The organism is Pseudomonas sp. R62 (genome assembly GCF_000257605.1).
In the GTDB taxonomy this organism is placed as follows: domain Bacteria; phylum Pseudomonadota; class Gammaproteobacteria; order Pseudomonadales; family Pseudomonadaceae; genus Aquipseudomonas; species Aquipseudomonas atacamensis.
In genome coordinates this window covers 2307454-2313370 of sequence record NZ_JH635998.1, presented here as the reverse complement: position 1 = coordinate 2313370, position 5917 = coordinate 2307454, and the positions used below count along the sequence as shown (strand labels likewise).

The following is a 5917-nucleotide window of genomic DNA, read 5'->3' as shown; positions in this document are numbered from 1 at the left end:
CCGGAACATCGGCAACTGCTCTTTGATCGCAATGTTTTCGGTGATGACCTGCTCGAGACGCGGCACCAGCCAGCCGATCGCGGCGGCACGGGTGCGGGGTTTGAGCGGGTGAACGTCGGCCCAGTTGTTTTCCGACAGATGGTGCAGCAGACCGAGGCCGGCGAGCAGCCCGGGGAAGGATTCGCGCTGGTACAGCGACCAGGTCAGCCAGGCGCCGACACGCAGATCCTTGGATTGGGTACGCAGCAGATTTTCGCTGTTTTCGCGGATTTTCAGCCAGTCGATCTGCCCGCTTTCGTGCATCGACGAAGCCTTGGCCAGCTCACTTTCCAGCGCCTCGAATTCGCTCGAAAAACGAACGTCTTCGCCCGCGAAATTCTCTTTGGAAACAGAGACTTTTGCGAGTTCGAGGTAATGGGCGGAAAGTTTGCTTGAGTAGGACATCCATGGCCTTTATTAAGGATTACAGTCATGCGCGCGAATGGAGTTTCAGCAACGCGGGACAGTATCGAAGAGCAGTTCAGCGACTCATCCAATTGAGATGTGCTCTTTCAAGTGGGCGCATCGTAATCACTATGATGGCCACTAGCAAGCATCTGATTAAACAACAAGACGAACTGTTCATTGCGGTCTGTAGGAGATCGCCCTATATGTCGCAGGGGTTTCCCTGAGGCCGTTTATTAACTGGCGGATTTTACCAGCCCCCGGCAAACCCTTGACCCAGAGCCCTGCGCCGCAGCCGGGCGAGTTTACCTGACGCTCGTATCCTCGAGCGGCGTGCAGCATGCCAAATTCAAAAAAAAATAGAAGTAGGACACTTCCGAAAATAGCTGGTTTGCCTCAACAAGTTTTCCGCGACAACGATCAACGCAAAAAGTGCCACTATAATGATGGCATTTCATTATTCTGAAACTTTCCCGCGCCAACAAACACTGCCAACTCGATAGTTATCGAAGCCGCGTCCTTCAGATAGTTCTTGCATCACGACCAAGACTTCCACACCGGAATACTCTGACAAATTTCAGGGATACTTCTTACATCAATTAGTTTGCCGCGCCGCTAGCTTGCCCTGGCCACTTTTCATGCGCGGCGATCAGGGAGGACAGCATCGCGCTTTGACTCACTTTGCTTAAGGACAAGCCCATGTTCGGCAAAGGCCACTGCGCGCCATTCTCTCTGCATATCCCCGCCATTCGTCACGACTTCAAGGTGCTCGCGTTCACGGGCACCGAAGCCATCAGTCAGCTGTACGCATTTCGCCTTGAGCTGGTGAGCGAGCACGCGGATTTCGATCTGGAAAGCTTGCTCAGCCAACCTGCGTTTCTGCAGTTCGGTTCAGCGGGCGAAGGCATTCACGGGCGGATCGAAAACGTCATGCTCGGCGAATCAGGCCAGCGCCTGACCCGTTATGAACTGACACTGGTACCGGCGCTGCATTATCTGCAACTGAGCCACGACCAGCGGATTTTCCAGCAACTGACCGTGCCGCAGATCATCGCGCAAGTGCTCAAAGGGCATGGCATCCAGGCCGATGACTTCACGTTCAATGTCGCCGCCGGTGAGCCTCGTGAGTACTGCACGCAGTACGGCGAAAGCGACTTTTTGTTCATTCAGCGTCTGTGCGCCGAAGAGGGTATCGCCTGGCACCATCAACATTCGCTCGACGGGCACTTACTGGTATTCAGCGACAGCCCGGTGTTCGCACCCAAATTGGGTACGACAGCCTTTCGGGTTGATAGCGGCATGGTTGCCGAACACCCGGTGGTCAACCACCTGACCATGGGCTTCAACACCCGTACCAGCACCGTCACCCGCCGTGACTATGACCTCAAGCGGCCAAGCCTGCTGCTGGAAAGCCGCTTCACCGCAGAGTTCACGCCGGCTCTGGAGGAGTATCGCTATCCACTGTTGATGAAGTCCGAGAAGCACGGCAAACAGCTGGCGCGTCAGGCCTTGGAGCGCCATCGCAGCGACTATCAATGGATTGAAGGCAAAAGCGATCAGGCGATTTTGCGCAGCGGTCACTTGTTCGAGCTGAGCGAACATCCCAGGGCCGAGTGCAACGAGTTGTGGCTGTTGGTCAGTCTCAGTCACGAAGGCAAGCAACCGGCAGTGCTCGAAGAGGCTTTCAGCAGCGAGGCGAAACCTGCCGATGGTTTTTCCCAGGGCTACCGCAATACCTTCAGGGCCATTCCCGCAGAAGTGGTTTTCCGCCCGCCTTTGCCCGCGCCAAGACCCTTGCTGGTCTGCCAGACCGCGCGCGTTACCGGGCCTCCCGGAGAGGAGATCTTCTGCGATGAGTACGGCAGGGTTCGTGTCGAGTTTCCCTGGGATCGCGCTGAACGCAACAGCGAAAAAAGCAGCTGCTGGTTACGCGTAGCTTCCAGTTGGGCAGGTGACGGATTTGGTGCGGTGACCATTCCCCGGGTCGACATGGAAGTGGTCGTGACCTTCCAGGAAGGCGACCCGGACCAACCGCTGATTACCGGCTGCATCGCCAACAAGGTCAATGCCGTCGCCCATCCCTTGCCGGCGAGTAAAACCCGCACGGTATTACGCAGCCAGAGCTCACCGCGCAATGGCGGCTACAACGAACTGTCGATCGAGGATCGCGCCGGGCAGGAGAAGATCTACCTGCGCGCGCAGCGCGACCTTGAGCAACTGATCCTCAACGACAGCCGCAGCCTGATCACTCGAGACCGCCATGAGCATGTCGGCAATGACAGCACTAGTCTCATCGAGGGCAAGGATTCGCGCACTCATCAAGGACTGCGAAGCACAGTAATCAACGCCGACGACTTGTTGCAGGTCAGCGGCACCAGCAGCCAGACCTTGGGCGCTCTGGTGATCCAGGCCGGCCAGCAGGCGCATGTCACGGCAAGCAACGTGGTGATCGATGCCGGCATGAGCCTGACGCTGTCAGCGGGCGGTCATCACATCGTGATCAATGCCGGCGGGATTTTCAGCAGCGTGCCCATCGTTCAGGGCGGCGCGCCACTGCCGGGTCTTGCACCGCTACAACCGCTGCAAGTTGAGGCCGGCCTGCCAGCTGCGATCAACGCCACGCCGCTGTCGATCGTCAACAGTGCCCGCCAGCAGGCAGCGGATTTTTGCCCGCTGTGCGAAGCCTGCGCAGCGGGTCAGTGTGAGCTGGGAGAAGTCGCATGAGCCCGGTCGAACAATGGTTGCACGCTCAGTCCCGCGCCGGCTGTGAACTGTATCTGATGCTCGACACCGAGGGCCAAAGCGCAGAGCACGCTGCGTTGACCCGCGACCTCGGCACCGAGCGGTTTCGTCCGCTCTACAGCGGCACGCCGGCCGAGTCGCTGGTGCCGACCGGCCCGCTGCTGTTGCAAATCGATACGGCGCAGCATCCCGCCATCCAAATCTTGCTCGCCACGCCCGAGCGCAATTGGGGCTGGCTGGCCAGTGCCCGTCACGTCGAACTTGACGCGCTGGCGGCGCATTGGCGCGAGCGCCTGATAACCGGCGAACGCCCGAATCAGGCGGTGTACCGCGTGCATGACAACCGGGTTCTGGGCCGTGCGCTGGCGCACCTGCAACCCGAGCACCGCGCGGCGTTTCTCGGGCCATTCAACAGCGTCTGCTATTGGCACGCAGAGCGATGGAACGCGATCGACAACCCGGACCCCGGCCACCACCCGCTGCCGATGGATCCGCCTTGGCTGCACACGCCGACCCCGGAGCTGATCTACGCCAACGTGCTGTTCGACAACACCCGCCGTTACCTGGTCGGCGAACACACCGAAGCAATGGCCACGCTGGCCGAACAGCTCGACGTCGATGAGTGGCTGTGGGGCCTGATTCAACTGACGCAATTGTGGGGCTGGCAACAACCGGAGCAAGTGCATTTCTTGCTGACCCGCAGTTTGCAGTTACCGGGATATCGGCCAGGCAAATCATGGCTGCCCAAACCCGGTGAAGATCCGGCGATGCATTTTGAGCGGGTATATCAGGAAGCGTTGTATTGGCAGGGAGAGGTAGGTCGATGAGGAACTTGAAACGAGGGTTGCTGCTGAGTGGTTGCCTGGGATTGCTGGTGGGTTGTACGACGGTGAAGACCCCGAACACGTTTACGTTTGTTCCGGATTTTCCACCTGGATTCAAATATGAGCTGAAGGCTATCTACCTGCCCGCAGCGGGTGAAACCTGCCGCGTGCCAGGAAAGCCGGATTTCTGGGTGAGCTTCAATAAACCCACCATGGAATATGTAAGCACTGCGGAAATCGAGTTGTACAAAACCGTCAGCGATTGTCCGTTGGCGCTCAACAAAGTGGAAATCAAGCTCATCGGTTTTTATGGAAAAGGCCGAAGCAACTTCAGCATGGACTACGCCTCGATTTTCGTGCGTCCAGAGTTGCTGGAACGACTAAAGGGCACTTTCAACGAGGACGGTGCAGGGGAGTTTTATGGTGAATGCAGGTGGTCATTCCGCACCGTCGGTCCACATCGTTTCCTGATCAAACTGCTGACCTGCAAAAACATGGATGCTCAGGGCAACGTGCTGCGAACGAGACCTTCCACGGCGTACACATTGACTCAACTTGAGGGCAAAACGGTGACGCTGAAGGTCAGGCTGGCAAGTGAAGAACTTCCAGCCATCGGCGATACCTGGATCAAAGTAACCCGCGGCTGGAAGCGCTGTATGGGTGAGAACTTCGAGGATCAATACGCCTTTTGCTACGGCAACGACACAAATTTCAGCACTTTTAAAATGGTCGATGGGCGGGTTTGCACCATCTATCCGGGATGCACGGAGCAAGGGGCACCATGAACATTGAGACTCCCTCGGCGACCGATTTGCGCTTCATGCAGGGCGACATACATGCCTGCCCTAAACGCGGCCATCGTACCAGCTTCCAGCTAGTGGACGAATTCGGCGACGGTAAGCCATACGCTGGTCTGTCTTACGAAGTGATTGATTACGAAGACACGGTCCATAGCGGAAAACTTGATGCGACTGGATCTGCAAAGATCGACGATCATTATTGCGGTCCGCTAGTACTCAAATTGAAGAGCCGCTATCAAGGCAGCGAAAAATCTTACACATTTTTGCAAAAGCGCCCCCACTATCCCCTTCCCATCACCGAACTCCAAGTCCGCGCCGAAAAAACCCGCTTCTTCCACAAAACAGGCACTCGCACCCAGGCAAACCCCGCCAAGGACCTGCCCGAAACCGACGCGTACTGTCAGGTCGAAGTCAGTGAACTGGTAAAGCACATCGCCCACCTGCCACCACTGGTTGCTCGTCGCGACCCTCCGAAGAGGGCGGCGCACAAGCTCATGCGATCGGCGGCGAAGTCCAGAGACTTCACGCTCGTCGATAAAACTTCTGCGGATGGCGGACTGCACACAATCTTGAGTGCGGCGGAGATGGCCACCGTCGAACTGGGGTTTTCCCCGCCGCCGCCCAAGGGCGTCGCACTGCTGCCGAACAAACACCATGTGCTGGAAGTACGGCCGATGAGAGCGCTACGGCCAATGCTGTCGACAGGCGACGCGTTCTGCGCGCTCAACCTTTATCAGCTGTCGGTGATGGCGACGCTGAGCTACACCGATTTCGGACAGGAACCCAACACTCAACCGGTGCAGACCGACACGGTAAGCTTTCCGGTACAGCCCAGCAGCGGCAACTGGTTCGGCCACGCGCTACCGCAGTTCGACGAGTTGTGGAAGGTCGATGACTCGCAAACGCAGAAATACTACCCACTGTACGAAGACGTGCCGTATTCGAAACGCTTGGAAGTGGTGCCGTTCGACCCGAACCTTTACCCCGAAGTGAATGACCCCGCGTTGGGCGACGAACAAGAACACCCGGCCAAGTTGCACTGTCTCGATGACCGTAACAAAGACAACAGTACTGATACCCAAGCTTTCATCTGCCACCATGACGAGT

At 57.6% G+C, this 5917-nt stretch carries 4 protein-coding genes and 1 pseudogene; 4 read left to right on the top strand and 1 reads right to left on the bottom strand.

Features of this window, described 5'->3' with window-relative positions:
* The coding region (locus OQK_RS11385; RefSeq protein ID WP_038860867.1) for a type VI secretion system ImpA family N-terminal domain-containing protein at positions 1–444 on the bottom strand (444 nt) is incomplete at its 3' end.
* A gap of 699 nt (positions 445–1143) precedes the next feature.
* Between OQK_RS11385 and tssI the strand changes: the two genes are divergently transcribed.
* The 4 genes and pseudogenes from tssI to OQK_RS31195 all read left to right on the top strand — a co-directional run.
* Complete coding sequence (gene tssI / locus OQK_RS11375; protein ID WP_016772497.1) at positions 1144–3168, top strand: type VI secretion system tip protein TssI/VgrG; 2025 nt, start codon at positions 1144–1146, stop codon at positions 3166–3168.
* The gene (locus OQK_RS11370; protein ID WP_016772496.1) at positions 3165–4013 is read left to right on the top strand and encodes a DUF4123 domain-containing protein; all 849 of its coding nucleotides are present in this window, start codon (positions 3165–3167) and stop codon (positions 4011–4013) included. The genes tssI and OQK_RS11370 overlap by 4 nt, the downstream gene beginning before the upstream one ends.
* Entirely contained in the window at positions 4010–4795 is a 786-nt protein-coding gene (locus OQK_RS11365; protein ID WP_016772495.1) for a hypothetical protein, read from the top strand. Before OQK_RS11370 ends, OQK_RS11365 begins: the two co-directional genes overlap by 4 nt.
* Positions 4792–5917, top strand: a pseudogene (locus tag OQK_RS31195) (lipase family protein); the annotation flags it as partial. The gene OQK_RS11365 and the pseudogene OQK_RS31195, both read left to right, overlap by 4 nt.